At 55.6% G+C, this 25,862-nt stretch carries 12 protein-coding genes; 3 read left to right on the top strand and 9 right to left on the bottom strand.

The features are described 5' to 3' along the window. Positions 1-19: 19 nt before the first annotated feature. Genes JAO29_RS15855 through bglX form a run of 4 tightly spaced genes read right to left on the bottom strand, consistent with a single transcriptional unit; the run spans position 20 to position 8,039 of the window. Positions 20-2,980 carry a glycosyl hydrolase family 28-related protein gene (locus JAO29_RS15855; RefSeq protein WP_334269223.1) on the bottom strand — a complete coding sequence of 987 codons (2,961 nt, stop codon included), beginning with the start codon at positions 2,978-2,980 and terminating at the stop codon, positions 20-22. Between the two features lie 44 nt (positions 2,981-3,024). Then, positions 3,025-4,428: a glycoside hydrolase family 30 protein gene (locus JAO29_RS15850; RefSeq protein ID WP_334269222.1), complete on the bottom strand. Its 1,404-nt coding sequence runs from the start codon at positions 4,426-4,428 to the stop codon at positions 3,025-3,027. Positions 4,429-4,470: 42 nt separating this feature from the next. Continuing rightward, positions 4,471-5,691 carry a glycoside hydrolase family 5 protein gene (locus JAO29_RS15845; RefSeq protein ID WP_334269221.1) on the bottom strand — a complete coding sequence of 407 codons (1,221 nt, stop codon included), beginning with the start codon at positions 5,689-5,691 and terminating at the stop codon, positions 4,471-4,473. 29 nt (positions 5,692-5,720) lie between these two features. Continuing rightward, the gene (bglX, locus tag JAO29_RS15840; RefSeq protein ID WP_334269220.1) at positions 5,721-8,039 is read right to left on the bottom strand and encodes a beta-glucosidase BglX; all 2,319 of its coding nucleotides are present in this window, start codon (positions 8,037-8,039) and stop codon (positions 5,721-5,723) included. 280 nt (positions 8,040-8,319) lie between these two features. Between bglX and JAO29_RS15835 the strand changes: the two genes are divergently transcribed. Further along, the gene (locus tag JAO29_RS15835) at positions 8,320-9,384 is read left to right on the top strand and encodes a LacI family DNA-binding transcriptional regulator (RefSeq protein ID WP_334269219.1); all 1,065 of its coding nucleotides are present in this window, start codon (positions 8,320-8,322) and stop codon (positions 9,382-9,384) included. On the opposite strand, the gene JAO29_RS15830 is transcribed toward JAO29_RS15835, so the two are convergent. The 3 genes from JAO29_RS15830 to JAO29_RS15820 form a co-directional block, all read right to left on the bottom strand. After that, positions 9,381-11,129: a CRTAC1 family protein gene (locus JAO29_RS15830; protein ID WP_334269218.1), complete on the bottom strand. Its 1,749-nt coding sequence runs from the start codon at positions 11,127-11,129 to the stop codon at positions 9,381-9,383. The two genes, JAO29_RS15835 and JAO29_RS15830, sit on opposite strands and share 4 nt — an antisense overlap. Then, a complete protein-coding gene (locus JAO29_RS15825) occupies positions 11,129-12,316 on the bottom strand; it encodes a tetratricopeptide repeat protein (protein ID WP_334269217.1) in 1,188 nt (395 codons plus the stop codon). The genes JAO29_RS15830 and JAO29_RS15825 overlap by 1 nt, the downstream gene beginning before the upstream one ends. A 77-nt stretch (positions 12,317-12,393) precedes the next feature. After that, complete coding sequence (locus JAO29_RS15820) at positions 12,394-15,795, bottom strand: TonB-dependent receptor (RefSeq protein WP_334269216.1); 3,402 nt, start codon at positions 15,793-15,795, stop codon at positions 12,394-12,396. A gap of 684 nt (positions 15,796-16,479) precedes the next feature. On the opposite strand from JAO29_RS15820, the gene JAO29_RS15815 reads away from it, so the two are divergent. Next, positions 16,480-18,087: a GH39 family glycosyl hydrolase gene (locus tag JAO29_RS15815; protein WP_334269215.1), complete on the top strand. Its 1,608-nt coding sequence runs from the start codon at positions 16,480-16,482 to the stop codon at positions 18,085-18,087. An 89-nt stretch (positions 18,088-18,176) separates the two neighbouring features. Continuing rightward, positions 18,177-19,454: a glucoamylase family protein gene (locus tag JAO29_RS15810; RefSeq protein ID WP_334269214.1), complete on the top strand. Its 1,278-nt coding sequence runs from the start codon at positions 18,177-18,179 to the stop codon at positions 19,452-19,454. 33 nt (positions 19,455-19,487) lie between these two features. Here JAO29_RS15810 and JAO29_RS15805 read toward each other — a convergent pair whose 3' ends face one another. Next, on the bottom strand, positions 19,488-23,876 hold the full coding sequence (locus JAO29_RS15805; RefSeq protein WP_334269213.1) for a glucoamylase family protein: 4,389 nt from the start codon (positions 23,874-23,876) through the stop codon (positions 19,488-19,490). A 70-nt stretch (positions 23,877-23,946) separates the two neighbouring features. After that, positions 23,947-25,773: an ABC transporter ATP-binding protein gene (locus JAO29_RS15800; protein WP_334269212.1), complete on the bottom strand. Its 1,827-nt coding sequence runs from the start codon at positions 25,771-25,773 to the stop codon at positions 23,947-23,949. Positions 25,774-25,862: the final 89 nt, after the last annotated feature.

Raw genomic sequence — 25,862 nt, 5'->3', positions numbered from 1 at the left:
AAAAAGCGGTAGGGGTGCCCTACCGCTTCACCGGAACACCGTATAGGGACGTGCGAGCCAGAATATACAGCGTCGATCCGTCCTTGCCACCGAAGACGAGATCGATCGGGCGCTCCGGAACCTTGATCGTATCGATCAGATCGCCCGAAGGGCTGTAGACGTAAACCTGTCCGGCAGCAATATAGACGTTCCCATGCGAATCCTGCGTTACGCTCTCGCCGCCGCACTCGGCGAACAGCTTCATATTCTTCAGAGTGCCATCTGGCCCGACCTCTGCCGCGTAGGTCTTCTGATAGCTCTCATCGCTGACGTAGAACAGCTTGCCCTCCTCCGCTCTTCCCAGCCCGAAGGCGCGCAGGACGTCAGCCATCTTCGTCCCATAGTAAAGCGCGCCGGTAACGAAATCCTCTCCGGCAGGGATGAAGGTAGAGCCGTCAGGCGAAACATACTGGAACGGCTTTGCGACCGAAACCGCGTTCACGAAATCGTTCTCGTTCCGCCAGTAGTTCTCCGGCAGAACCGGCGTCATTCCTTCGCGCGGCGCAGCCTTCTGGGGCTTCAGCAGCGTGATCTCGTCGTCCAGCGCATCCGGCCGAAAGCTGTACACCGTTCCGTTACCGTCGTAGGAGACCACCATCAGATCGCCCGCCCTATCGAAGACAAGCTGCACCGGGTCGAGCGGGCTGTCGCGAACGATCTCCGCCCGGTTCTGCTCAGGAAGCCACCGATAAATGCGCTGCCAGTGCGCATCGACAAAATACAGCTGCCCCGCAGGATCAACCGCAGCTCCGGAGATGTTGTAGAAACCGCCCGTAAGCCGCTTCACCTTCGCTCCCTCCGCAAGGACGGAAGAGGATTTTGCGGGAACCGTCTCGTGATCGTTCGACGAAGTATCGATTGTCATCCAGGCGAACTCACGATTACGAACGAACTCAGGCTTTCCATCTTCCACAGCGACCGAGTTGTCGAAGGAGACCTTGTTGTCGCCATACACATGAATGTTGCGCAGGCGAATGTCGTGCGAGTTCGCCACGTGAATCGCGTTCAGAAAGGGTACATAGCTGCTCACCACGCGGTAGCTGTGATAGTTCGCAACCGTGATATTGCTGGAGTCATCGATCGACAGCGGCAAACAGAACGGCCCCTCGCCGCGCTCCTCCTCGGTCTGCAGCGCGTAGATCTTCCAGTTCGAGGCGCGGTCGATCTTCACCTCGTTGCGAACATGATGCTCGCTGGAAAGATCGTACACCCGACCCTCCGTCGTCGTGTTCGAGATCATCATTCCCGCCTGCGCGAAGGTGCTCGGTGTCCAGATGTTCGCGAAGGTTCCACCCCCGCCGTCTGTCACCCACAGGCTCGGATACTGGCTGTCCCAGCGCCGGTTGATGTCGGTATCGGCTGTATGGGTGTTGTTGTAGATGGGCGTCATGCCCGGAACAAACGTTCCGTGCCCTCCAAGGAAGCGGACGTCATCCATCAGCGAATCTTTTCCGGCCATCCACTTTGCCGCAACGGCGCGGCTGTTGATTCCGTTCGTGTAGAGCCCGATTCCGGTCACAATGTTGGTTCCGCCCTTCGGCGTCTCGAGGAGCGGCTTCGGGGATCCGGGTCCCTGAAACGCTGGCGTCGAATCAGGGATATCGAACTGCGTCGTGGAGGGATTAAGGCCGATCAGCACCGTATCGGGACGCAGCGTGATGGTGTCGGTGACGACATAGTGGCCCGATGGAATGTAGATCGTGCGATGCGAAGCAATCGCCTGACGGATAGCTGCAGTATCGTCTGTCGTTCCGTCGCCCTTCGCCCCAAGGGTCTGCAGATTCACCCAGCTCTCCTGCGGAGGAAGCTTGGGAATGTCGGACGCAACAGGTGGAGGAAAGGAGGAGATCGAGCTCACATCGTAGGCTGTCTTCACCTCCCCCGGCGAAGAAGGACTCGCGAAGGTAAGGCCGTGCGTCATGGTGTTGACGTGATACATCTCGCCCCGTCCCGGGAGTTTGTTTCCGCTCTCCCGAAACGCAGCAAAGGTGGGAACATTACGGCAGACGATGTCTTCCAGGTTGATCTCGGTACGCAATCCGCGATCGTTGCTGACGATGACCGCAGGTCCACTGAGATCTTCGAAACGCGAATCCTTGACCCAAAGCTCCTCCGCGTAAGTCGGATCGATCGAGATCGCCGTCGGCGTCTTGCTGATGTGCGCACGAATCAGCGTCAACCCAGCCTCATGCTCCTTGATGGCAGCTTTGCTCTGCCCCTCGAACGTCGAGTCGAGCAGCGTAAACTGCCAGCCCGGCGAAGGCTTGCGCGTCATGATGCCATACTGGCCGCCATAGAAGTGAAGGTCTTCTGCCTCATCTCCCGCATCGTGAATTCCAGCCAGCCCGGAGCCGATGTGGAAGTCGATGTGCGCCAGATAGCAGTGTTGCGCTGCATGGAAGCGAACACCTACCGCAGCTGGATTTCCCTCTTCGATATCGAAGTCGATGTTGCTGACCGCCGAGTAGAACGTCCCGGGATTCGCGTCCGCGATCGAAGGATTCAGTGGCACAACTCCCGGCACCGGCTGCTGCGGCCTGCCCTGCCGGATAGGCGCTGCGTTGGAGCGAGGCCGATTGCCCGTGAACATCAGCATGTAACCCATGCCTTGCTGGTACCCCGGCGTGTTCTTGCCCAGCACAAACGCTGGCCGATGTTCTCCCCACCCGATAAGCCGCACCCCAGGCCAGAGAAAGATCGTCTTCGAGATTCTGTAGCGCCCCTCCGGCACGAAGACGATTCCCTGGCCGGTCGTCTCTTGAACCTTATTGATCGCCTGCTGAATCGCGTCCGCGTCGTCTTGAACGCCATCACCATGCAGGCCGCCCTGATCTCGTGTCAGGTAAACAGCCTTGCTGTCCTCCATTCGCAAGCGATAGAAAGACTCCGATGCCCATGAAGTTGCCGACAACGCGATCATCACTGCGCTGCTAACGCCCAACCAGAACCTTCTGCTCATCCCACTCTGCCTTTCCAATTAGCTTGCTACCAAACGTAAGTTGCAACTGCTCCGGCGGGAAGTGATGTCTTGAATATCCTGCCGCGAAATCTCACGCCGAACTCCGCCTGCTCGTTTCCGGTGTTCGCCACTAGCAGAACAGCCTTACCATCCGGGGTTTCAAATGCCACATTCGGCAGAGCATCAGAAGGCTGCGAATCAATCCGAACAGAACCGTCCGGCACAAACTTGGAAGCATGGGCGATCGTGTAGTACGCGAGCAGGCGCATTACCTTGTTGCCATCGATCGTCAGAGCGCCATAGCAGCCAGCGCAGCCGCCTTCGTTCGTGTGTGGCCCTGCCTGCGGGTCTGCAGCAAGGTTCCACAGCAGAACGTTTCTGCTCCAGTGCCGCATCGCTCCGATCACGATCTTCGCCACCGGCTGTGCGATATGCATCTCGCTTCCGCCACGGTGCTCCGTGACCGATTTCTCGGTGAAGTAGAGATTCTTCTTCGGAAACGCGTTGTGAACCTGATCGAAGGCATCGACGGTTCCGCCATAGAGGTGGAAGCCAGTGCCGTCGACGTACTTGCTGGCCTTTTTGTCCTTAAGAATCGCCAGAGGATACGACGGATGGTCGAGGTTATGGTCGTACAGCACAATCTTGGTCTTTATCCCTGCCTTCTTAAAGGCCGGTCCAAGGTGGTTTGCGATGAAGTCTGCCTGCTCAGACTCAAGCATCAGCATGCTCGGAGTATTCTTCTCGTTCAAGGGTTCGTTCTGTACAGTCACCGCGTCGATCGCGATGCCTTCGGTCTTCATCGCTTCGATGTACTTGACCAGGTAAAGCGCGTAGGCGTCGAAGTACTCCGGCTCCAGCACACCACCTCGTGCCACTCCAGTCGTCTTCATCCATAGAGGAGCAGACCACGGAGAAGCGAGGATCTTAATCTTCGGATTAATCGCCAGAATCTGTTTGAGAACAGGAACAACGTCGGCTTGATCCGGGGCGAGACTGAACTTCTCCATCTTGACGTCAGTTTGTCCAGACGGAAGATCGTCGTAGGAGTAGACGTGATCGTTCATGTCTGACGCTCCCACGCTGACCCGCAGATAGCTCACGCCGATACCGTCGCCTTCGGTCGAAAACAGCTCCTTCAACAGAGCCGAGCGAGGTTCCGCATCCATATGAGCGATCAACTGGGCGCTGCCGCCAGTAAGAGCGAAGCCGAAGCCGTCGATCGTCTGATACCTGTGTTTGTCGTCTACGTCGATCACTTGCCCAGCGGCACCACCGTCAGAGAAGGACGGACTGTCTGTCTGTTTCTGCAACAGCGCAGAACGATCCGGCTTCGTCAGCCAGAGCGAGACCTGCTGGCCGACAATCGATGCCGGTGCGAGAGCTACAACCAGCGCAGCGCAGCAGATCGAGAGATGTTCTCGCGTCATCACGTCCTCCAAAGTTAGTCGACCGGGCAAATCCGGAAAGTTCTATTTATCTCCGCTCGAAACCTGCTTCAGACCGAGCGCGGAGAGGTATCCCTGATTGGCATGGCAGTGTTCGAGTTTTATGTTGTCGAGCAGACCGTCGAAGGCATGATTGATCGTCTCCTGGTCCGGACGAACCTTCAGCCGGGCTTCGACATCTGCTGTGCCCCTTGGCAGCTTCGCAAAGGCTACGATCTTGTCCCACCCCTCGGGAGGGGTCACGGTCTCAACGGCCGAGTTCTTTTCAAGCTTCTTGTAAGGCCAGAAAGCCCAGCCGATATCGTTCTTTTCGAGAAGCTGCCGGAACTGCGAGATCCATTCATCGGTATTCTCGCCGGATTCGCCCAACCAAAGCGGAACGTTATTTCTGTCGCGAAAATCGACGTAGCTTTGAACAGCCGACTGTTCGACCGGCATCCAGTATTTGTGGAGGCTATAAGCTGTATTGCTGTCGAACGGAGGCCCGAAGACTGAGAAGTTGGTATCCCACTGGGCACCTCCGAGGAAGAGGATGTGGTGCGTGTCCACTTTGCGGATGGCGACCGTCAGCCTTTTATAGATGGGCTCCAGCTTCGCGTTGAGTGGCCGCAGTAAAGGGTAATGCGGAATAGGTTCGTTCAGCAGATCGTAGCCAAGCACCGTAGGGTTGTTCTGGTAGTGACGTGCGATCCGCTCCCAAACGGTGATCAGATGGGACTGCTCCATCGCACTGTCGAACAGCCAGGGATAGCCGTGACCATCGTCGATGTTTGTTCCGGTCTGCCCACCAGGAGCGGCGTGGAGATCGAGGATGACGTAGAGGCCTTCCTCGTGCGCCCATTCCACGACTCGATCCACGAGGCGGAATCCCTCGGCGTCGTCCGCTTCGAAGAACTTATAGTGCATGGGAATGCGGATGGAGTTGAATCCGGCCTCATGCAGCAGATGAATGTCTGCACGGGTGACATAGTTCTCGCGATATTGGTGCCAGAACTGTTGCGCCTTGTCGGGTCCCAGAAGTTCCAGAACCAAATCCTCGATCTCGCGTCCGGACTGTGGTCCTCCATCGAAGAGCCACATGTATCCCTCGGGCACCATCCAGTTGCCCAGGCTGGTCCCGCGCAACAGAAGAGGCTTTCCGCTGCCGTCGACCATCTGCTTGCCCTGCGTGTGTGCAAACTGTGCCGTCGCCGTCAGTGGGGTAAGCGACAGCACGAAGATAACAAGAAGCTGGCGAAAGAACATCCTTTGGTTCCTCGTAAGCAGCGGTTCGGTTAGCGTTGCGGTGTAACTTCCAGCGTTGCATGCTGCGTTGCGTTTGAATCAGTTCCAACCCAAAGATCGAATACACCGGCCTCGATGGCCCAGCGGCGCGTCTGCGAACTCCAGAATCCCAGCTCACGTGTGTCGAGCTTCAGGGTGACAGTCTGGCGCTCGCCGGGTTTCAAGGTGATGCGACGAAACCCTTTTAGCTCTCTAACTGGCCTTGAGGCGGATCCGGAACGCTGATGGGTATAGAGCTGCACAACTTCGTCACCGGTCACGGTCCCGGTGTTCTGAACGTCGATGAAGACATCCACCGAACCTCCCGAAGGGACGGATTTCGCGCTCGTCTCTACGACTCCGAGCGAGAAGGTGGTGTAACTCATTCCGTAGCCAAAGGGATAGAGCGGGGCGCCTGAGCCGTCCCAGTATCGGGTGTCAGGGTCGTTCGGAATCTGCGTCAGGTTTCGCCCGTAGTAGATGGGCACCTGGCCTACGCTGCGGGGCCAGGTGACCGGCAGTTTGCCACCTGGGACAGCCTCACCAAAGAGTAGCTCCGCGATCGCATCTCCCGCTTCCGTTCCTGGATACCAGACATCGAGTATTGCTGGCACATGCTCGGAGGCCCAGGTGATGTTGAGCGGTCGCCCATTCACCAGCACCAGCACGATCGGCTTACCTGTTGCGACTGCGGCTTCCAGTAACTGCTCCTGCCTCCCGGGCAAAGTCAGACTGGAACGCGAGGCGCGTTCTCCGCTCATGGTCTGTGCTTCACCAAGAATCAGCATCGACACGTCGGCCTGCTTGACGAGGTCAATCGCATGGTTGAACTCAGCCTGCTTTGCCTCGTCAGTCGTCAAGGTGGGCTTAGGACTCGGAAATTGGTCATCGAAGATGGACGGTTGTTGGCGCTCAATCTCTACACCTTTTGTCGCAAGAAGCTTTGTTCCACTAGATGCAAGATATCGCTTGAGCCCTTCCTCGACCGTCACCGTGTCCTGGGGGTGTGCTCCCAGACTCCACGAACCCATGATGTCGGGTTGCGAATCAATAAGCGGACCGATCAGCGCAATCGAGTGCAGATCCTTCTTGAGGGGAAGAAGGCTGTTCTGATTGCGGAGGAGCACGGCCGTCCTCGTTGCGATCGCACGCGCGGTGCTGCGCTGCTCGTCAGAGACGAGCTCTTTCTGAGAGCGCTCCAGGGGGACATAGGGGTTCTTGAACAATCCCAGCTTGTACTTGGCCAGCAGGATGGACCGGACCGCATCATCGATCGTGCTCTGCGCAACCAGCTTCTTCTTGACCGCATCGGCCAGATACGTCCGGAAGGTCGTCGAGGTCATCTCCATATCGACACCCGCATTGACAGCCCGAACTGCCGCATCCTCTGGGCCTGAGGCGAAGCCGTGAGTGGTAAGGCTCGGCACAGAATCCCAATCGCTTACAACAAGGCCTTGAAAGCCCCAGTCCTTCCGAAGGACGTCGTGCAGGAGCCATCGATTTCCAGTTGCGGGGACGCCGTTGAGGTCCATGTAGGCGCTCATTATGGAGCCCGCTCCGGCATTGATCGCCGCATGAAACGGGGGGAGATAGACGTTCTGCAGCTGCTCATCGGAAATATCGGACGAGTCATAGTCACGGCCTCCGGCCGCAGCACCATAGCCTGCGAAGTGCTTGACGCAGGCCAGGATGCTACCGGGGTCGCTCAGTGTGCTGCCCTGAAAGCCTCGAACCTGTGCCTCAGCCATACGAGAGCCGAGGAACGGGTCCTCGCCCGCGCCTTCCATGATTCTTCCCCATCGCGGATCGCGCGCGATATCAACCATCGGGGCAAAGGTCCAACGGATTCCAACGGAGCTTGCCTCGCGTGCAGCCATTCGCTGCGCACGCTCGGCTGTGGCAGGATCCCAGGACGCAGCCAACGCCAGCGGAACGGGATACACGGTGCGATAACCGTGCACTACATCGAACCCAAACAGGAGCGGAATGTGGAGACGGCTCTTCTCCACGGCCAGATGTTGCAGCCGGTCGATCTCCTTGGGATCGCGAACAAACAGAAATGAACCCACCTCACCCTTGAGAATGCGTTCATCCCGCTTAGGTCCCTCGGGAGAGTTCAAGGCGATCTGGGACATCTGTCCTATCTTCTCTTCAAGCGTCATCTTTGCGAGTAGAGTGTCTACGAATCGATCGCCCTCAGATCTAGCTGTCGGTCTTTGCCTGGCGACCTCATCCTGACTGGAACCAACGCGCGGCAGAGCGAGAGACAGAAGGACGAGAGCTCCCGTGAGGAGTCGTCGCGATCCAGCAGACAACGAGAAACGAGACATTGAGCAGCGCTCCAGATCGCGGATCAAGGCCGCGAAGACCGAAAGATATTTGCAACTGCGCGGAGTCTTCTCCAACAGCATTTCATGAATAGCAGCCGGACAAGTGTAGACAAACGTTTGTCTGATTGTCCATTGTTTCGCCAGATCTTTCTTTGGTACCGGAAAGACCTTGGATAACATCCCCTCTCGCCGCCGCGCTCCGGTCTCCTCCGAAATCATATTCAGCCTTTGTTTTCGCTGTTATGGTTAACGGGACAGCTGTTCATCGCTTTGAGTTCACATGCAAAAATCGTCGACAGATAATGGCGCGCGCCATGCGAACCTAAAGATGCTGGCAGAATATCTTGGTCTGAGTCCCTCGACGATCTCCTTCGTTCTGAACAATACACCTGGTCGTTCGATCCCTGAGACAACTCGGGCCCGCGTAAGGGAAGCCGCAGAAAAGTTCAATTACCGGCCCAGCATGATCGCACGCACGCTGCAAGGCAAGCGCATGCAAACCATTGGGATCCTGCTTCCTGAACTTGGCGAAGGCTATCATTCACAGGTCCTCTCCGGCGTTGGCGATCTGCTGATGCGAAAAGACTACTTTTACTTCACGGTCCACCATCGACATCGCAAAGAGCTGCTTGACGCCTATCCCAGTCTTTTGCGATCCAGAGGCGTAGATGGGATTGTCGCGATCGATTCCCACTTGGGTGAGCCGCCGCCACTACCCACCATTACGGTGGCTGGGCACACCACGATGCCAGGCGTTTCCAATGTTCTGCTGGACGAAGAACATGCGGCGAGACTGTCACTCAGTCATCTGCGAGACCTAGGACACAAAAAGATTGCATTCATGCACGGGCAGCCTTTCAGCTCAGATGCTGACACAAGATGGCTTGCAAGCCTTAAGGCTGCGAGAGAATTTGGGATCGAGATTCACGAAGAGCTGATGATTTATCTATCCAAAGACTCGCACTCGCCTGAGATCAGCTATCCCGGAATCCGAAAGCTAATTAAAAGTGGCCATCCCTTCACGGCGGTACTCTGCTTCAACGATGTGGCGGCGATGGGTACGATTCGGGCACTCCATGAAGCCGGGCTGCGTGTCCCGGACGATGTCTCTGTGCTTGGATTTGACGACATTCAGTCCGCTGCCTACCAAGTTCCCAGTCTCACAACGATTCGACAGCCGCTTCAGAGGATGGGCAATACGGCAGCTCAAATGTTGCTGAAGAAGCTTGCGGGGGATTCGATTCCCGAATCAATCGTGGTGGAACCCGAGCTGGTTGTGCGAGAATCCACAGCCCCGGCGCGCAGAGAGATGAGGAAGCGCCAAAAGGGCACCGGCGCAGCTTAGCGCGGAGACGTTTCGACGGGATTGCCACCTTCTTTGACGTGATAGAAGCGGTCAGCCTTCAAATCAGTAAAGGCCTGAGAGATTCCGTCGGGCCACCGAATCTCCATCTTGTCGATCTTAGCTGACGCCCCCAGACCGAAGTGAAGCCTTGTATCACTTTGCGAGAGATAACTGCCTCCGCTTCGAACCTCATCCAGTTGCCGCATCGAGCCAGTGATAACAGATATGCGAGCGTTCAAAGCCATACGGTTCGCGGGGCTACCCTCAAGTCCGAAGCTTACCCAGTGATTCGCGGGCTCCGGCCTTGTCTCCACGATCAAGGGAGAGCCGGTGAGATTCTCGACCACCAGATCAAGCCTGCCGCGATTGAACAGGTCCCCAACCGCTAAACCGCGGCTGACCTGCGGAGTCGTGACAGGGCTACCTATCTGTGGGCTGACATCTTTGAAGTTTCCGTCACGCTGATTCTGGAAGACCAGCTTCGGCTCCCGATAGGCCGTCCCGAGCTTGGCATTGTCTACCTGCGGATAAACATGACCGTTCACAAATACCAGATCCTGCCAGCCAGAGTTGTCCAGGTCGACGAAGGCGTCTCCCCAACCAACAAATCGCTCCGTCGGACGCGCGACTCCGGCTGCATGAGAGACATCGCTGAAGCTCAGATTTCCATCATTTCTATAGAGCACAGCATACTCATCGCTGAAGTGCGTAATCGCAAGGCTCATCCGCCCTGTATGCAGGTAGTCCCCCAGTGCCAGCCCCATATTCGCTTGTTCCACACCATCATCACTTACGGCGACGCCTGCATCGTAGCCGATCTCTTTGAAGTGACCGTTTCCTTCGTTGTGGTAGAGGTAGTTTGGCTCCCCGTCATTTGCGACAAAGAGATCGATCTTCCCGTCGTTGTCGAAGTCAGACCATACAGCTCCCAAACCGAAGAACCGCTTTGGGTCATCGACGCCTGCCTGCCGGGAAACCTCGGTAAAGGTACCATCGCCGTTATTGTGGAACAGCGTGTCAGGATACCCCTTCAGCCCCCGCGGCCCGCACTGAACGGGCACGTCGTGGTACTGGCAGGTCTTTCGCGAACCAAAGGTGGGCAGGTCCTTCAAATCAAAGTCCACGTAGTGAGGCACGAACAGGTCGACGTAGCCGTCGCCGTCGTAATCCCCGAAGCTGACGCCGGTGGCCCACCCCGTATCTTTGTCCAGACCGGACGATCGAGTCACGTCGGTGAACGTACCGTCGCCATTATTGCGATAAAGAACGACGCCTCCAAAGCAGCTGATGATGAGATCAGGATTTCCGTCGTTGTTGTAATCTCCGACGGCGGCACCCATCGCCCAACAGGGAGTCTCTACGCCTGCCTTCGCCGCTACGTCGGTGAAGGTTCCGTCGTGGTTGTTATGATAGAGCGCGCTCTTAGCCTTCTTTCCTTCAATAGCCATGGCCACGCTCGGACCATTTGTGAAGTAGATATCCAGCCACCCATCACCGTCGTAATCGAGCAGCGCAACGCCACCGCCCATCGACTCGACGATATATCGCTGATCAGGGCTCGCGAGGTGTTCGAAATGTATGTGCGTCGATGCAGTGATATCGACGAGGTGCGGAACCGCGCCTTCAAGACTTTGTCGAGCAGCCGTAACCTGCACAATCTGCTTCTGCGCAACCGCTGACTGCTGCTGTCCGAACAACAGCGCTGCAGCGAGCGAAATTATCCACGCGGCTCCGCGACTTCGCATTAGTGAGCCTCGTTGTCCTTTGCGGTTCCTTCATCTTCCAGACGCAGACTCTTATAAGTCTTCCTCAGCTTTTCTCTTATGTCTTTGTATTTTTGGTATTCCTCTAGCTGACGTTTCGCATCCTCCGGTCTCTTGAGTTTGCGATATACAACGTTCAAACGATAATGCGCCTGCACATTCGAAGCATCCGCCTTTACCACTTGCTCCAGAAGGGGAGCAGCAGCTTGAGGATCGTTCTTTTCGGTATAAACACGTGCTAGGCCGATCAGTGAGTCTGGATCGTTAGGGGCCAGAACAAGAGCCTGTTTATACAAATTTTCAGCGCTACCCAGCTCTCCCTTCTCTACCGCTATATCCCCCATACGGGAGATTGCCTTCTCGTCCGTGGGATTGGCAGCTACCGCCAGTTTGTACTGCTCCTCTGCTTCGCCGCGTAGTTTGAGATCGTCAGATGCATGCAAGGCTTCGGCAAGTTCATAGTGAATCCCGGGAAGGTTGGGATCGGCAGCCATCGCCTTCCGCAGGTCGGTGATGGCGCCGTTCATGTCCCGCTGCCGAACCAGCTCGTGTGCGATCGCTTGATACATCTGGCCAGATTCAGGAGCAGCGATCGATAGGTCGAGCAGAGCTTCTCCTGCCAAGTCGGTGTAGATTCGGTAGGCGGCATAGAGAACGCGCGGATCTGTGGGACTCTTTTGTCGTAACGTCTCCACGACTGTGGTTGCTCGCGCAAGATCATGAGCTGCTGTATCGATCTCGATAAGTTCGAGACCCACTTCCATCCGAATGCTCGTGTCGTCCAGTTTTCCGACTACCGCTTCTAGATCGGACCGAGCGGCATCCGTCTTTCCCAACCGACGCTCACACATCCCCAGAAGAGCACGGATCTTCGTCAGATCGGAATTCTGTTGGATCGCCTCACGCAGATGAGGCTCCGCGCCGGCGTAGTCTTTCTGGAAGTAAAGCAGGACACCGAGGTTGGCCTGTGCATCCAGATCCTTAGGGTCAATGGCGAGGACAGCCGCAAACTCCCTGGCTGCAAGTTCGGGCTTTTTCTCCGCTAAGAGCTGGTGCGCTCGCTGCTGATGAGCTTTGATTTGTCCAGATGGAGCGCCTGTGCTGGTTTGCGCCAAGCTGTGCCCGGCAGTAGCCAAACCTGCCAAAAGAAGAAGCGGGAAAACCTTCATTCCAAAACCATACTCTTGTTAGAAACCCTGAAAAAAGAAATTGGGATGGCGGGAAACTGCCGCCATCCCAGCCATTGCTAGAAGGTAATGCGACCGCTCAGTTGCATCGTACGACCTCCGACCGTTGTGGATCGAATTGTAGAAGTTCCGGTGGTAACAGCGCCTGAAGAATTCAGGGTAAGAACTCCATTTGGCAACCCAAAACTTGGATGGTTGAAGATATTTTGGGCATCCGCTCGTAACTGGAAACGAACATTTTCCCAGATCGGAAACGACTTGCCGAGCGAAAAGTTCACATTGGTCAACCCAGGACCATTTAGCGAATTTCGTCCACTGTTACCGAGAGTTCCCGGAGTCGGCTGAGCATATGCCGCTTCGTTGAACCACTGGTTCGTTCCGTGAGAGCCACCACGGCTCGATAACGAAGGGCTACCAACCAGGTTTGGATACCATTTCCCATTTGAGGTGAGTGTGTAGGAGGACGAGTTATCACTCATGTTCACAGTGAAGGGTTGGCCACTCTGGAGAACCAGCGTGCCCGATGTCTGCCACCCACCGATCACCTCATCCAGGAACAGGTTGTTATTTAGGAACTGACGCCCTTTTCCGAACGGAAGCTGATAGACTACGCTGCCCTTGAAGGCGTTTCTCACGTCAAAGTTCGAGTTTGAATAGTTCGCCGAAGGATCGTAAGCATCCTGATAGTTCTGGGCGCCTGCTCTGCTACCCCAACCCGAGGAATCCATCTCGCTGAGGAAGTGAGACCAGACGTAGCTGAAGTTGAAGTTCAGACCGTGGGACATACGCTTCTGAACGACGGCCTGCAGCGAGTTGTAGTTTGAAAGTGCGTTATTGGTACTGCCCTGAATCCCTCGATACTGAGGGAAGGGACGAGCACTGGTGTCAGAGGGGGATAAATTTTCTTTATGCACTTGGTTGATATCTACCGGAAACGGCAGGTCATGGCCATGACTTGCGACATAGGACATCTCCATCACCATGTCCGCACCAACCTGCTTCTGCAGACTTAGGTTCCACTGATAAGATCCGCCGACCGGAGAGTGGTACTGGTTGTAGGTCACCTGTTGACCGTTGAATCCTTCCGGAGCCGTCGTGGCATTCAGATAAGGCAAACTTGCACCCGATGATCCTAGGATCACAACCGGATTTACGTTGGGCGCCTGGTCACTAAGGTTCCCCTGGGTGCCAAATGCCGAACCCATACCGCCGCCATAGGTGTCTAGGCTCCAGTTATAGGCGTAAAGCCCGAAGCCGCCGCGAAGAACCGTGTCCGAATGCATCTGCCAGGCAAAGCCGACGCGAGGAAGGAACGTGTTATAGACAGGAGCCTGTAGCGTGCTCCGGCCATGAGCCTTGGTCGATCCATACCACATGGCGCCCGTGGTTCCGCTCCCGGGGTTCGGAACCACGGGATCGAAGACTCGCATGTTGCCCTTGACCTCACCCCAGCCGGACTGGATCTGATAACGGAGACCAAGATTGAGGGTCAGATTTGGAGTGACCTTGAAGTCGTCCTGAACAAACACTTGGGGCAACCGCATTCTGGCGCCATATTCCGGTGTGACCTGCGCGGTCCAGTTCTGGGTCTGCCCCAGCAGGAAGTCCGCATAAGACAAGCCCGTTCCATTCGTAACGTTGGTCGAGGAGGTATAGATGCCGGTGTACCCCATCGTACCGGGGGTGATGTTTCCCCATGCAGTGGAGTTGTCGCGGAAGAATAAAAACTCGCCGCCGAAGTGAAGGATGTGCTTGCCGCGAATCAGAGTTACAACATCCGATGGATCATATACATGCTCTTTATAGACCGCGTTGATTGCGGATGTTATACCGGAGTCGTTCGGCACTCGGTAGAAGTCGTTGATGTTGATCGTTGGAAAGACATCTGCTTTCGCAAACTGCCAGCCGAGCTTTTCAGGATATCCTTGCCCCAGAGAAGCTGGGACGAAAAAGTTTAACTGGTTTGTGTAGCCCAGTCTTAGCTCGTTGATGACATTGGGCGTGATTGTCCAGACATCGGTGATCTGAGCGTTGTGCCGACTGACATCTTGCGATTGACAATTGATAGGACAATTACCTTGACCGTTAGAGTAGGCAGGGTTATCACTCGCAGTCTCGGTCATGGTTAGGCGGTTATTGCCTGTAATGTCGAAATCGGCGCGACCGAAAAACTTCTGGAATGGTTGAGAGTTCGGAACGTTGTAATAGAAGTTGTTCCGTTGGACACCATTGGCTGCAATCGTCGGAGGAGTATTCGCCTTTGGAAGATAATCCCGGAGGGCTTTCGCAACGGGGTCAAGGCGGCTTTGAGGGATTCTGTTTCCGTTTCCGTACTCCTGGGCGAAGGAGAGACGGTCGTAGCAAGGGCATTTCTGAACTTGGCCGGTAACGCCAGGCAGTGGACGCTGACCGGTTGCCTGGGTCAAAACTGTGCTTGCCGGATCATAGATCGTCGGCAAACCGGTAAAGTCTCCATTCAGCATCGCATCGGTTGCCACCGTAGAGTATCCCTGCGATGCAGCTCCGTGATTGATGATCTTGTCATAGTCGAAGAAAAAGAACAGTCTCTTTTTAAGGATGGGTCCACCCACCGAAAAGCCGAAGTTGTTATAACGGACCTTCGCGATAGCCTGCTGCCTAGTCTTCTGGGCAAATGCATAGCTGGCGGCATTCATCGCATCATTTTGAAAGTATTCATATGCCGATCCGTGGAAGCTACTTGTTCCTCCCTTGCTGATCTGGTTGAACATGATTCCGCCAACACCGTACTGGGCAGAAAATGCTGAGGAGCTTACCTTTACCTCTTGAATCGTCTCGAAGATCATGACGTCGGCGTTTGCACTGGAAGGCAGCGTGATGGCCGCTCCGTCAGCAAGCACCGTGCTGAAAGGAAGATTGCCATTGACGGCAACTTCCTGTCCGGGATTCGTTGCCCCCTGAGATCCACCTGGCGCTCCAGAGGCCCCAGGTACGAGGATTGTAAAGTTCTCCCAGTTCGGTGTTCCAGTTTGAGGAAGCTCGGCCATTGTTTTGGCTTCCAGCGTCGTAGTCTGCTCTGCGTTTTCAGTCGAAAGCAGAGGAAGATCGGTGTTCACCACGACCTGTTCCGTCACCGCTCCGACAGTCAGCTGAGCGTTGATCCTTATCTCCTGCACTTGCAGCGTGATGGAAGAGCGAACGTATTTCTGGAACCCTTCTTTCGAGAAGGTGATCTCGTAGGTTCCCGGGACGATGGACGATGTATCGTAAAGTCCGTCCTGATTCGTTGTGAAGTCTTTCGAGACGCCGGTGTTCTTGTTGAGAACCGTAACCGTCACATCGGGGATAGCGGCGCCGCTGGGATCAGTTACGATACCTCGGATATCACCTGCATTCATGCTCTGTGCGTTAGCCAAGTTCGCGTTTCCCGTCAACCCTACTGCTGTTGCAATCAACAGCAGCCATCGTGCATAGCGTTTCATGATGTTGCCTCCATAATGCTTCACCCGCCTAAATCGTTCCCGCACCTCTGATGGGAGCTGTAGTTCAAAATAGACAAACGTTTGTCTAAACCGGATGTGAAAGTGCGCCTGCAATTAAGCATCAGCGGAGGAATATTCGTCAAGCTTTCATTTCTAGAAAAGGAGACGTCAGTGTGACACTCGTTCCAGAAAGGTGAGTCACCTCTACTGGCGAGCAAGTGGTCTGAACAGTGGGCTCAGAACCGGAGGATAGAGGCTGTTGAGGGCAACCAGTCGAAAGCAATCCTTTTGCTTTGTGTGGCGGAGCGAAGGTGGAGGACTGAGGATGAAGGAAGGAAGGAACTCCATCGTACCCGGCTCCATCAATCCTGCCGGAGCGCCATCAGAACCGAGATGATTAACTTGGCAATTGCGGGATGAGACGGACGTCACTCCTGATGCGAGTCTCAATTCGTTCGATGACCGGAAGTTCGAGGTGTCGCGATGGTTGTGCAGGGATCGGAACCTGCCACAGAATAGTGGCACTCCTGAGCAGCTTGCAAGTTCCAACCCGAATCTGGTCCTGAAAAAGAACGATCGCTCCATCTGTGATCGCATCCTATCTACAGCATGAAATTATCGTTGCGGAGATATTTTGTATTCATGATGGCCTGCTCAAGGAAATATCCGGTTAGGCATTCGTCAATGCGCGTTGCTGTGCTTGTCCTTGGATTGGCGAGCTTCACCGCCGCGCAGACGCCAGGCGATACGTCAACGCCGCAAGCTGAGATCATCAAAGTTGATGCCGGTGCAAAGACCACTCCTTTCCCTCATTTTTGGGAGACGATGTTCGGCTCAGGGCGTGCGGTACTTTCACTGCGCGACAGCTATAGACAGGATCTGCGATCGGTAAAAGAAATAACCGGCTTCCGCTCGGTGCGCTTTCACGCAATCTTCGGAGATGAAGTAGGCCTGTACGATCCGGACCGCAAGCCAATCCAGTTCGCCCAGATGAAGGATCTTAAGCCGGCCGACACAAATAATAATTCGGGAGTTTACAACTTTTCCTACATCGATCAGATCTATGACGGACTTCTGGATGAGGGGATTCACCCATTCGTAGAACTCAGCTTTATGCCTCGCAAGATGGCCTCCGACCCGGAATCCCAGCACCCGTTCTGGTACAAGCCAAACGTCACCCCGCCGCGCGACTTTTCTCAATGGGACGCGATGATTACCGCCTTTGCACAGCACCTGGTAGACCGTTATGGAATCGAAGAAGTCTCTCAGTGGGACTTTGAAGTGTGGAATGAACCAAACATCGATTTCTGGAGAGGAAAACCAGCGCAGGCGACGTACTTCGAACTCTACGATCACACCGCTCTGGCGATCAAAAAGGTCAACCCGAAGCTTCGTGTTGGAGGCCCATCCACAGCACAGGCTGCATGGGCCGGAGATTTTCTCCGTCACTGTAAAGAGAAGAACATCCCCGTCGATTTCGTCACAAGCCACGTGTATGCCAATGACACGGCGAAGGATGTGTTTCACACAGATGAGGAAATTCCCCGGGACAAGATGGTGTGCCGATCTGTCCGGAAGGTTCATGACGAGATTGCCTCGTCGCCGCTTCCCTCTACTCCTCTTATCTTCAGTGAATACAACGCCAGTTACGCCAACGAACCGAATGTAACCGATTCAATCTACATGGGGCCGTGGCTTGCAACGACGATCAGCCAGTGTGATGGCCTTACCGAGGCCATGAGCTACTGGACCTTCTCCGACGTATTTGAGGAGCAGGGAGTTGTAAGAAGTCCCTTCTACGGTGGGTTCGGCCTGATTGCCGAAGACCAGATTCGCAAGCCGGCTTTCAATGCTTTCGCCATGCTGCATCAGCTGGGGAATCAGCGGATTCCGGTTGCGTCCGACTCTGCTCTGGCAACTCGCCGCCCGGACGGAGCAGTCGTAGTCGCCCTGTGGAACTACGCTCCGCCGGATGGAACGGGTGCAGCCTACACCAAACCGCCAGCTACCCGCGGTCCGGACCGGGAGTTTACACTGCACTTAGCAGGCGCACCGGCCAATGCGAACGCGACAGTTCTTCGGCTCGACGAGACTCATGGCAATGTAATCTCGACATATGACGCCATGGGGCGTCCCGCATTTCCTTCACGTAAGCAGATCGTCCGGCTGCGTGAAGCGGGAAAGGCCGCACCGCCGGAGTCGGTGATGGTCAGAGATGGGAAGCTCAGTATCAAGGTCCCACCACAGGGGCTCGCCGTGGTAGTTATCAGCAACGGAAAGGCTAAGCGCTAAACTTTAGAGTGTGGGGCGGGCTCAAGATTAATCACAGGAACGTAAGCACGGAAGCTGCCTCTTCCCGCAAGATCACGCGGCGAAGTGCGATGCAGTTGGTGGGCGGGACACTGGCCTCCGGTGTGGCATTTCCTGCTCTGTTGGATGAGCATCTCTGGGCTGCACCACGTTCTGCCCAACTGGATCCAGACTCCGAAGCCTTTCTGGATGAGATGGAGCGCCAGGCCTGCCTCTACTTCTACGAGCAGGCGGACCCAGCCACTGGTCAAGTGCTTGACCGGGCCAATAATCATCTTCCGCCCGGCCAGCTCGATCCTCGATTTGCATCGAGTATCGCGGCCACAGGCTTTGGCCTCACTGCGCTCTGCATTGCTGACAGCAGACGGTATCTCCCGTCAGACCGAATCCGCCGCCGCGTGCTCGCGACGCTGCAGTTCCACCTGAAGCCTATGCCCACCGAGCATGGCTTTTACTACCACTTCAATGATGTCAAGACTGGCCTTCCGCTACTCAATATCGAGGTTTCCCCCATTGACACGGCGATATTGCTCTGCGGAATTCTGACGTGCCGGGCTTACTTCAGAGATCCCAAGATCACGGATCTCGCCACCCAGATCTACAACCGGGTCGACTGGCCCTGGATGCTCAATAATGGGAAAACTTTTGCGCTAGGATGGCTCCCAGCTACAGGATTTCTGACGCCCCGATGGGATCATTATGCAGAGATGATGATGATGTATCTGCTGGCGATTGGCTCTCCCACGCATCCCATTGATCCGTTGTTCTGGAAGAATTTCAGTCGGCCCCGCACCAGATTTGAAAAATTCCGATACATCAGTGGACCAGATCCTCTGTTCATTCACCTGTACTCCCACGCCTGGTTCGACTTCCGGCGCAAAAGAGACTCATATGCGGATTACTTCGTTAACTCGGTAACGGCTGTTCGAGCGCACAAAGCCTTCTGTATGAGTTTGAATCGAGGCTATACGGACGATTACTGGGGGGTCACAGCGTCTGATTGGATGCATGGTTACACCGCCTGGGGAGGCCCTCCACTCATGGGCCCGATCGATGGAACGGTGGTTCCGTGCGCGACCTCGGGATCTATGCCTTTTCTGCCCGAGGACTGCCTGCGCGTACTGCGCTCGTTGAAGGATAAGTTTGGCCAGTATGCGTGGGGAAGATACGGTCCCTGTGACGCATTTCATCCAGACCTTGCCTGGTACGACGCCGATGTGCTCGGAATCGACCAGGGAATCGGTCTACTTATGATGGAAAACTTCCGCTCTGGTTTTGTGTGGGACCACTTCATGGCGAATGGCGAGATGCCACGCGCCATGAAGTTGGCAGGATTCAGAAACTATTAACTAATCGGGCATGCACAGGGATTGCGAAGGACATTAGGCGACCTTGGCATGGCTGTTTGTGCTTGCTGCCTTCTCTTCCGGCTTGGCAACTACTGCCTCATCCAGAGCCTCGCGAGACTCTTTGCTGAGTGGCTTCTCGTGCAGCAACAGCTCCGTTGCACGAACGATCGGAGTAGCGTGGAACCATCGCTGGAAGGCTCCATCGTGCAGCAGATTGGTGATGGCGAGCAGGCTCATACCCTGATGATGTGCCATCCAGGAACGCACGATGCGGGGTTCTCTGCTCTCCGTGTAATCGGCAGCTTCGCAAAAGCCGTAATCTCCAACCCATCCCATCGATGCCATTCGACGGATGTTGGCCACGGCTTCATCGCGCAGGAGCGGAAGTGCAAGAAAACTGGAATACGGAGAGATGACGGGGCCGTCCTCCGCACCATACTTCAGCGCGATTTGAGGAATTCCCCAGGCCTGATATCCGTAGCGGCCTGAATCGTCAGTCTTTGCGAAGCCAGATTCCGAGATGCCCCAAGGTATGTTCCTGACGTGATTTCTCTGAATCCGAACCGCAGATTCCAAAGACTGTGTAATAAGGGTGTTGGCATAGGGACGCATCCACAGAGCGGGCATCATGTACTCGAACATAGTTCCCGTCCACGAGAGCAGGCAGGCTCGGCCCTTTACCAAAACGTGCGAACGATCCAGACGGAACCAGGACTCCTGGTCAATGTCGCCCTTTGCGACTGCGAGGAAGAAAGCCATCCTCGCCTCGGAAGCAAGCAAGTCATAACAAGCGCCGTATAGCTCCCCAGTTACGCCGTCGTAGCCGATGGAGAGCAGCTTCCTGGACTTGACCATCAAAAAGCCATACTCCATCGCCTCTGCATACCGGTTTGCTCTATCCGCAATCGACTCCAGGTCCGCACAAAGCTGGGAGATCCGCTCCCTGGCTGCAGGTAATAACTCCCGAAGTTCGGCAGCCAAACGTTGCACATCTGCACTGCCGGATACCGTCGCAAGCCTTGCCTCGAGATCGTTCGTGTAGCCGCCCGCCTTCGCAAGAGTCAGCGGGTCAGGTGGAGCTACCAATGTCGCTCCTTTGAAAAGACTTTCAAACCGGCTGGACTGCCAGGGAGCATAGCTTTCCACGAACTTCTCCCAACTTAGGCGGCATCGACGTCTCTCTTCTTCCACCCATTCCTGAGCTGCCCCCGCGCTAGACGTGCTGTTTTGTGAGGTCCACTGTTCCGGCAGCAGCGGTTTCTTCAACAGCTCCAGCGCACCGGAATGGAGTGAATAGAATGACGCCGCGAGGTTCCCGCTGTCGACCGCCGAGACAATCTTTGGAGAGATCGCTTGGAGCGTCTCTATGTCGTACCAGTTATAGATATGGCCCCGCTGCTTTTCGAGACGCTCGTAGGTCTCGAACGTACCGAGAGTAGCCTGGGCAAACCATTCCGGCGTGATAAAGCCGAACTCGCAGGCAGCCTGGCGCGCGTTCAACAACATTCCAAGATTTGTTGGAGAGAGCTTCCTTACTTGATGGGTATCTTTCTCCTCCACATTATCGGGAATAAGCCAGTGATTCTCTGGCCCTCCAAATTCGGCGAAGTATCGCCAGATCAAGAGTGCCTGACGCTCCAGGAACTCGCGGTCTGAGGTCTTGAGGGGTCCTTCCACAGCACGAGGAGGGGAGTTAACCCAGGTCGCTACCGCGGGGGCCAGCGCCCACAAGACAAGGACAGGTGCCGCTGCAAAGAGCGCTTCCGGGTGAGCCAGTGCAAGCCCGAGTGCAATCGTGAGAGAGATCAGCGGAGAAAGTTTGAGGTAGGTATCCAGCGAACCTCGCCCTGCGCTGGCCTCCGACTGGGCCGCCGTCTCCCAGTCCAACAAATTGTTCCCGGAGAGGAAGAGTCGCACCAACGAGCGCACGATAGCATCGAGCGATAGAAGCATGTGGTGCGGCAGAAAGATCAGGTTGAGCAGCGTGATAGAGAGCGAAGAGATGAACGTCAGGAGTCCATCGCGAAGGGCTGCAAAACTCCCTTTGAAGATAGCTCTGCTAACGTTGAAGCCAAGCTGTACCAGGCCCGGCAGAAGGACGAGCAGAAGGACGGCGACCGTCCAATAGAGCGCTCCACCCGGTAGAAAGAACCAGCCGAAGACGAACAGGAGAAACACGATCGGCTCAATCAAACTGCGCCGCAGGTTATCCAGGATCTTCCAGCGTGAGATCGTGCTAATGGGATTCAGTACGAGCTTTCCGTATTCATCAGGGACAACATTGAACAGCCAGCGAAGTATCTGCCAGTCACCTCGCACCCACCGATGCTTGCGCTTCATGTGCGCGGAGTAGTGAGACGGATAGTCGTCGATAACCTCGATATCGGAGACCAAGCCTGCGCGCGCATACGCTCCTTCAATTAGATCGTGCGAGAGAAGCGCATTGCGCGGAAAGCGATGATTCAAAACCTGATGGAAAGCGCTGACATCGTAGATGCCCTTTCCCGTGAAGATTCCCTCTCCGAACAGATCCTGGTAGGCGTCTGAAACCGCCCGCGCGTAGACGTCGAATCCTGTCTCCCCTGAGTAAAGCGCTGCCAGTCTCGATCGTGACGCCGACGAGACACTCACACCTACGCGAGGCTGCAGGATGCCGTAGCCCGCCGTCACGATGCGAAGCTTCGGATGAATGATCGCCCGGTTCAGCGGGTGTACGATCGTCCCGATCATTCTCGCGGCCGTCCCGTGAGGGAGCTGCGTATCCGAATCAAGAGTTATCACATAGCGGATGTGTTCCAGCACGCCGAGAGGACCGGCCTTGCGAGGGAAGCTGTCATGCTCTTCTTCTAGAAGCCGGTTCAGATCGAGAAGCTTACCTCGTTTCCGCTCCCACCCCATCCATACGCCCTGTCGTGCATTGAAGGCCCGATGGCGGTGAAGAAGCAAGAACGAGCCCGCCCCCCGTCCCGCATACTTCCTGTTCAGCTGATCGATCGCTCGGGCTGCCATATCGACTAGCGGCCCTTCATCGACCTGAGGAGGACGCGCAGCAGTATCGGGAAGGTCCGTCAGCAGGGCAAAGTGCAGGTTCTCGTCCTGATTGGAGAGATAGCGAGCCTCGAGTTCGTCCAGCAGGTCCTGAACCTGCTGCTCGTTCAACAACAATGTGGGAACGACAACGAGGGTTGCAGCTTCTTGGGGAATGCCTTTGGAGAAATCAAGCTTCGGCAGCGCTTCGGTCTTCATGAGGGTGGTGACAAGACCGTTTACCAGATCGACGGCTCCCTGCGTTGCAGGTAAGAGAGCCAGTAATAGCGCCGCCATCACCGGCCAGAAATCGTGATGCGGAACCAACGGCAGAATGATCGCCGTGATCAGTAGCAGCGCCAGGACGAAAGTTCCCAATATGTAGAACTCTTCGTTGTATGTTCCCACCCATTCCCGCAAACGTTCGGTCGGTGAAGGACGGAAACCGATACGAACCTTGAGCTCACGGATACCATCTGCAACCAGGTAGTAGCCGATGTGCGACTTCCTCTTTGCCATTCGCGGATCTGGAAACTCTGTTCGTTCGGCAGCCTGGGCTAACTCCAGGGCAATTTGAGCAGTCTGAACCTCATTGGTATCGGCATGTCGAGCAAGCTCAGCGACGCGCAGACGGTAAGCTGCACGCGTCTCTTCCTCCATCCGGCCAAACACGCCACCCGGGTCCAATCTAAGAACGGCATCGAATGGCACGAGAGGCTCAAGGATGTCTCTCCACTCAATCTGGTTCATCCGCCGCAAACTGTGAATCGGGGCAGAGAAGGGCGACTGCTCGATGGGCGGCATCTCTCCCGCTGCGAATACAGCATCCGCCAGATTCAAAAGGAACTCGAGCTGTGCGATCTTAAGCGCGTCCGGCAACAGCTCGATCTCCCGTAATTGGAGCGGATGGTGATGCTGCAGTTGTTCTACATAGATAGAAAGCGATCGCGGCGACCAGATTCCGTCCACTGCGGTCAGATAACTGCCTGCGAGGTGGATCACCTGTGGAAGCAGCCCGACTGGCGGTAAATCTGCAACGGGAACGTCCTTGAAAGTAGCGGCGGCTCCCTCTCCGCGCGGGATGACAGACTCGAACATACGCGCACTCTCAACCAGCTCAAGCTTAGGGGTCAGCTCAGTGGTCGATGTGCCCTGTTTCCAGACCGGGACACGCGCTGCCAGCCATTTACGCAGATGTTCGAGATAGCGGACCAGATCTTCCTGGCTCTTTCCCGGAAGCTGTCCTCTCAGCTTTTGCGAAAGTTCATCCGCATGTCGCCGCAGCTCGGATTCATCTATGGTCGGCTCCTCAGGGAGACCAGTTGCCGCAGTCTCCTGCACTGGTGCCGTAAGGGGTGCAACGTGCGCCGACGCTAAATCTTCAGACAATGCCATCGAACCCTCTAACTCTCTATCGTTAGATATCTCAAAAGGAGCTGCCTATCCCGTCGATAACTGATGTCGCTTATCGGTAACTGGCTGCCTGCATCTCGAACATGCCAGCATATACGCCGCCTGCTTCCATTAGCTGCTGATGATTTCCTTCTTCAATCAAGCGACCGCCAGAGAGGACCACGATACGGTCTGCCATTCGAACGGTGGAAAAGCGATGCGAAATCAACAAAGCCATCTTGCCCTCCGTCAACTCTGCAAACCGTTCGAAGACCTCGAGCTCACTGCGTGCATCCAGCGCGGCCGTAGGTTCGTCCAGAATGAGCAGCTGCGCATCGCGGAGATATGCGCGGGCGAGAGCAATCTTCTGCCACTCCCCGCCCGACAGCTCGACTCCGCCTTCAAATCTGCGACCGAGCATCTGGTCGTAGCCTCCAGCCAGTTTAGCAACCACGGTATCCGCAAGGCTTTTATGCGCAGCACTCTCTACTTCCGGCTGACTGTTAACGCTATCGATGCGCCCGATCGCGATATTTTCGCGCGCTGTCATTTCGAAGCGGACGAAATCCTGAAAGATGACACCGATATTCCGGTGCAGATCCTCAAGAGAGTACTCGCGCAAATCGATACCGTCCAACAGTATCTGGCCTTCTGTTGGATCGTAGAGACGTGTAATTAGTTTGACTACGGTAGTTTTACCTTGCCCATTCTCACCGATAAGCGCAATACGCTCACCGCGACGGAGCTTCATACTGAAGTTCTTCAATACATTGCGAGTAGTTCCTGGATAGGCGAACGAGACATTCTTGAATTCGAAACCCTGTGTAATGTGTTCGGGGACTCGCCGACCGTTGGGATTCGGGTCAACAATCGACTTCATCTCGAAGAACGCCAGAAGATCGGTAAGGAATAGAGCTTGATCGGCGATTCCTGAGGCTGTTGAGAAGACCTGCTGCAGGTTCGAGCTTGCCTGCTGAATGGCTGCGGTCAGAAACGAGAACTGGCCAATATCGTACCCGCCCCGAAGAGCTCGCCAGATGACATAGATATAGGCACCGTAATATCCGAGCGTGCCAATGATTCCGAGGAGGCCGCCGATCAACAGCTTGGATCGCGCCAGCTCAACGTCCTCCCGATAGATCTGGTTGGCAAGCGTCTTAAAGCGATCGGTGAAGAACCGATGGAGCCCAAAGAGCTTGACCTCTTTGGCTCCCTCGCGGCTGCCGGCAACCTGGCGCAGATAGTCCATCTGACGCTTGGCCGTCGTCTGGCGGAAGTTCTTCGCATATCCAAGAAACGCAAAGTGCGTCTCTCCGAGAAAAGAGGGGAGAACCCCGAGTCCCAATAGGAGCACCAGCCACGGCGAAGCCAAGGCCAGCGCGGCAGAGAAGACAAGAGTCGTAATTACCTGCTGAATTAACCGGCCGAGCTGCTGGATCAGAACGAGACGGTCAGTCGCCTGAACGCGGGCCCTCTCCAGTCTGTCGTAGAAGACGGGATTCTCGTAAGTGGTCAGGTCCAGCTTTGCCGCCTGATCCATCACACGCACGCTTACATGTTGCGTATAACGGTTCGCCAGCAACGCATCGGTATAGTCGATTGCGCGCATCAACAGCCCCATCCCGACATTCAACCCTACTTCAGTAGCGACCAGGGTCCAGAAGTTCGAGGGTAAGGCCTGTCCATGCAGAACATTGGCAATGTCCTGAAGAATGAATGCAGCAACTTTGGCTATACCAAAAGGGAGCACAGCCACGATGGCACGCAGAATCAAACCCCAGGTGACGACCCAGGGACCAGATTCCCACAAGATGTGCAGCACAGGGGGAACATTACGAAGCGCCCGCAGACGCTCGAGCCAGGGGCTTGGAGCTTTTGCAGGACGTAGGGGCTCGTTCATATCCAGATCTTTACAGACAATAGCCTTCCCGCTGAACTTTATGGGATGGATGCTCGAATTCTCTCTGGCGTTGGATTGCAGCGCTGCGG

This window comes from Edaphobacter sp. HDX4 (assembly GCF_036877565.1).
GTDB lineage: Bacteria > Acidobacteriota > Terriglobia > Terriglobales > Acidobacteriaceae > Edaphobacter.
The sequence above is the reverse complement of the archived record's forward strand: the minus strand, read 5'-3'. Positions and strand labels throughout refer to the sequence as shown.

Excerpts from the sequence above, each read along its gene's own strand:
- JAO29_RS15850 (WP_334269222.1), bottom strand. The coding sequence starts at position 4,428 with ATGACGCGAGAACATCTCTCGATCTGCTGCGCTGCGCTGGTTGTAGCT.
- JAO29_RS15845 (WP_334269221.1), bottom strand. The coding sequence starts at position 5,691 with ATGTTCTTTCGCCAGCTTCTTGTTATCTTCGTGCTGTCGCTTACCCCA.
- bglX (WP_334269220.1), bottom strand. The coding sequence starts at position 8,039 with ATGTCTCGTTTCTCGTTGTCTGCTGGATCGCGACGACTCCTCACGGGA.
- JAO29_RS15835 (WP_334269219.1), top strand. The coding sequence starts at position 8,320 with ATGCAAAAATCGTCGACAGATAATGGCGCGCGCCATGCGAACCTAAAG.
- JAO29_RS15830 (WP_334269218.1), bottom strand. The coding sequence starts at position 11,129 with ATGCGAAGTCGCGGAGCCGCGTGGATAATTTCGCTCGCTGCAGCGCTG.
- JAO29_RS15825 (WP_334269217.1), bottom strand. The coding sequence starts at position 12,316 with ATGAAGGTTTTCCCGCTTCTTCTTTTGGCAGGTTTGGCTACTGCCGGG.
- JAO29_RS15820 (WP_334269216.1), bottom strand. The coding sequence starts at position 15,795 with ATGAAACGCTATGCACGATGGCTGCTGTTGATTGCAACAGCAGTAGGG.
- JAO29_RS15815 (WP_334269215.1), top strand. The coding sequence starts at position 16,480 with ATGCGCGTTGCTGTGCTTGTCCTTGGATTGGCGAGCTTCACCGCCGCG.
- JAO29_RS15810 (WP_334269214.1), top strand. The coding sequence starts at position 18,177 with ATGCAGTTGGTGGGCGGGACACTGGCCTCCGGTGTGGCATTTCCTGCT.
- JAO29_RS15805 (WP_334269213.1), bottom strand. The coding sequence starts at position 23,876 with ATGGCATTGTCTGAAGATTTAGCGTCGGCGCACGTTGCACCCCTTACG.
- JAO29_RS15800 (WP_334269212.1), bottom strand. The coding sequence starts at position 25,773 with ATGAACGAGCCCCTACGTCCTGCAAAAGCTCCAAGCCCCTGGCTCGAG.